Raw genomic sequence first — 3,559 nt, 5'->3', positions numbered from 1 at the left:
GTCGATGCCGTTGGCCTTCAGCGTCTGGGCGATGACGGCAACCTGGTCTTCCTCCAGATCTGGCGCGATCTTGACGAACATCGGCACGCGCCGACCGCTCTGGCTGTCGAGCTGTTGCTTGCGCTGCTGCAGCGTGCCCAGCAAGGCACCCAGTGCTTCGTCGCTCTGCAGCGCGCGCAGGTTCTTGGTGTTGGGGCTGGAGATGTTGACGGTGATGTAGTCGGCATGCGGATGCACGCCCTCCAGGCCGAGCAGGTAGTCGTCCGCAGCGTTCTCGATGGGCGTCGCGGCGTTCTTGCCGATGTTCAGGCCGAGGATGCCGCCGGCCTTGCGGAAGCTGTGGGCGCGCTTCACGTTGGCGATGAAGCTTGCGAGCCCCTCGTTGTTGAAGCCCAGGCGGTTGATCAGCGCGTGGGCTTCGGGCAGGCGGAACATGCGCGGCTTGTCGTTGCCCGGCTGGCCTTTGGGCGTCACGGTGCCGACCTCGATGAAACCGAAGCCCATCGCGCCCAGGCCGTCGATGCAGCGGCCGTTCTTGTCCAGGCCGGCGGCCAGGCCGATGCGGTTCGGGAAGCGCAGGCCGGCGATGGTGACCGGATCGCTGATGCGTTCGCCGCACCAGAGCAGTTGCGCGGGCGTGTTCTGCAGCTTCGCGATGCTGTTCAGCGTCAGCTCATGGGCGTGCTCGGGGTCCAGGCCGAACAGGAAGGGGCGGGTGAGGGCGTAGGGGATCAGCGGCATAGCCCGTGATTCTCTCAGTCGCGGTCCCACGGCGGCACGTCGCCCATCTGCTCCAGCATGAAGTCGATCAGCGCCCGCACCTTGGGCGCCGGATGGCGGTTGGGCAGGTAGACGGCGTACAGGGTGTTGGCATCCGCCAGGCCGCCGACCGGCTGCCAGTCGGGCAGCACGGCCTTGAGCCGCCCCGCGCGCAGGTCTGCGCYGACGGCATAGGTGGGCAGCACGGCCAGGCCCAGGCCGGCCAGGGCGGCCACGCGCAGGGATTCGCTGCTGTTGGCCGTCAGCCCGCTTTCGAAGCGAAGCGCGCCGCGGGTCTCGACCTCGGCTTCGCCCAGTTCGCCGTGGCGGAAGCGCCAGCGGTCGGGCGATTGCAGATAGCCAAAGCGCAGGCAGCGGTGCCCGGAGATGTCGGCTACCGCCAGGGGTTCGCCATGAGTCTCGAGGTAGGCCGGCGCGGCGCAAAGCACGAAGCGGATCGTTGCCAGCCGCCGCGCCACCAACCCGTCCGACGGCTTGTGCGTCAGCCGCAGCACGACATCGAAGCCTTCCTCGGCCAGGTCGACATAGCGGTCGTTCAGCCCCAGCACGACGTCGATCTGTGGGTACCGCGCGCAGAACGCCGCCACCAGCGCCGTGAACTGCAGATTGCCGAAGGCGGTGGATACCGACAGCCGCAGCACGCCGCGCGGCTCGTCACGGCGGCCGGCCAACTCAGTCTCCAGCGCCAGCGACTCGTCCAGCAGCCGCAACGCGCGCTCGTAGACGGCCTGGCCCTCGGCCGTCGGGCTGACGCTGCGCGTCGTGCGGTGCAGCAGCCGCGTGCCGAGCTGGTCCTCCAGCCTCACCACCTGCTTGCTGACGGCCGACTTGGTGGTGCCCAGCAGGCGTGCGGCGCCCGAAAAGCCCTTGGCGTCGACGACGCGGGCGAAGGCTTGCAGGTCTTCAAGGCGGCCCATGGTAACTGTGCTCCGTTTGGAAACTCTGAATCGACTATTGGATGGATTGTGTCCTGGACCATTGATTCCTAGAGTGCAGCCATCCCTTTAAGGAGCTGCCATGTCCACCACATCGTTGTCGCCCTGCATGGCCCGGTCCTTCCGGCCCGGCCCGATCGATCGGCTGCTGAGCGCTGTCGTCGCGTCCAGCCTGCCGCTGCTCTTCATCTTGCTGTGGAGCAGCGGCTACGTCGCCGGCAAGCTGGCCCTGCCGCACACCGGGCCGCTGACCTTGCTGACCCTGCGCTTCGGCCTCGCCGCTGTCGTGCTGCTCGCTGTAGYGATGGCCACCGGCGCGCCCTGGCCGCACCGGGCGCGTGGTTGGGCGCATCTGGCCGTCGTCGGCCTGCTGATGCAGGTKCTGCACTTCTCTTGCATCTACTTCGCCTTGCAATGGGGCCTGAGCGCCGGCGTGGCCGGGCTGCTGATCGGGCTGATGCCGCTGGCGACGGCCCTGGGTGCCCACCTGTGGCTGGCCGAGCGCATTGGCCAGCGCCAGTTGCTGGCATTGCTCGGCGGCCTGGTGGGTGTGGGCCTGGTCATCGCCGACAAGCCTCTGAACGGCGCCTGGACCGCCTACGCCGTGGCCGGCCTGGGCCTGCTCGGCCTCGTCGCCGGCACGCTCTACCAGAAGCGCTTCTGCGCCCACATGGACCTGCGCAGCGGTGCCGGCGTGCAGATGGCCGTGTCGGCCCTGGCCGTTGCTGCGGTGGCAGGCCCGACCGAAGGATTTGCCATCGACTGGGCGCCCGAGCTGATCGGCTCGTGGTTGTGGCTGGGCCTGGTGAACTCCATTGGCGCCTTCAGCCTGATGTTCATCATGATCCGCCGCGGCCAGGCGGGGCAGGTGGCGCGGCTGTTCTTCCTGATCCCGGGCGTGTCGGCGCTGATGGGTTTCGTGCTGCTGGGCGAGCGCCTGGAGCCGCTGGCGCTGGCCGGTTTTGGCCTCTCTGCGCTGGCGGTGTGCTTTGCCGCCGCCAAGCGGTGAACCGACGGCTCGATAGAGCCGGCAAAATGCGGGGCTTGCCTGGAGCCCTGCAATGAAACCTTTAGACGATCCCCACCACGACCGCGAAGCGGGCTCCCGCGACGAGACGCGCGACACGACGCGTACCGATGACACCCGCATCGGCGCCGTCCGCGCGCTGATCAGCCCGGCCCTGCTGCTCGAGGAACTGCCCATCCCCGACGCGACGTTGGAGCTGGTCGAGCAGGCCCGCCAGCAGATCAGTGACGTGCTGCATGGCCGCGACGACCGCCTGCTTGTCATCGTCGGCCCCTGTTCCATCCACGACCACGACCAGGCGATGGACTACGCCCGCCTGTTGAAGACGGCGCGCGAGGAACTGAGCAGCGACCTGCTGATCGTCATGCGCGTCTACTTCGAGAAGCCGCGCACGACGGTGGGCTGGAAAGGCTACATCAACGACCCGCGCCTGGACGGCAGCTTCCACATGAACGAGGGCCTTCGCCTGGCGCGCCAACTGCTGCTCGACGTGAACGCGCTGGGCCTGCCGGCCGGCACCGAGTTCCTGGACCTGCTGTCGCCGCAGTACATCTCCGACCTGATCGCCTGGGGCGCCATCGGCGCGCGCACCACCGAGAGCCAGAGCCACCGCCAGCTCGCCTCGGGCCTGAGCTGCCCGGTCGGCTTCAAGAACGGCACCGACGGCGGTATCAAGGTCGCCAGCGACGCCGTGCTGGCCGCCAGCAGCGCGCATGCCTTCATGGGCATGACCAAGATGGGTACGGCCGCCATCTTCGAGACCCGCGGCAACGAGGACTGCCACGTCATCCTGCGCGGCGGCAAGGCGCCCAACTAC

At 68.4% G+C, this 3,559-nt stretch carries 4 protein-coding genes; 2 read left to right on the top strand and 2 right to left on the bottom strand.

All coding sequences use genetic code 11. From position 1 onward, the window contains the following. Both pyrD and AC1DU6_RS23785 read right to left on the bottom strand, forming a co-directional pair. Positions 1 to 741 (bottom strand): dihydroorotate dehydrogenase (quinone) (gene pyrD / locus AC1DU6_RS23790; RefSeq protein WP_477860072.1); only part of this gene is annotated, 741 nt, incomplete at its 3' end. Between the two features lie 14 nt (positions 742 to 755). After that, positions 756 to 1,697 carry a LysR family transcriptional regulator gene (locus AC1DU6_RS23785; RefSeq protein ID WP_477860070.1) on the bottom strand — a complete coding sequence of 314 codons (942 nt, stop codon included), beginning with the start codon at positions 1,695 to 1,697 and terminating at the stop codon, positions 756 to 758. A gap of 100 nt (positions 1,698 to 1,797) precedes the next feature. Here AC1DU6_RS23785 and AC1DU6_RS23780 point away from each other — a divergent pair, with 100 nt between their 5' ends. Both AC1DU6_RS23780 and AC1DU6_RS23775 read left to right on the top strand, forming a co-directional pair. Beyond that, positions 1,798 to 2,724: a DMT family transporter gene (locus AC1DU6_RS23780; RefSeq protein ID WP_477860068.1), complete on the top strand. Its 927-nt coding sequence runs from the start codon at positions 1,798 to 1,800 to the stop codon at positions 2,722 to 2,724. 52 nt (positions 2,725 to 2,776) lie between these two features. Beyond that, positions 2,777 to 3,559, top strand: a 783-nt coding sequence (locus AC1DU6_RS23775; RefSeq protein WP_477860066.1) for a 3-deoxy-7-phosphoheptulonate synthase, incomplete at its 3' end; no start/stop codon positions are given.

The organism is Roseateles sp. P5_B10, from assembly GCF_056400485.1.
The sequence above is the reverse complement of the archived record's forward strand: the minus strand, read 5'-3'. Positions and strand labels throughout refer to the sequence as shown.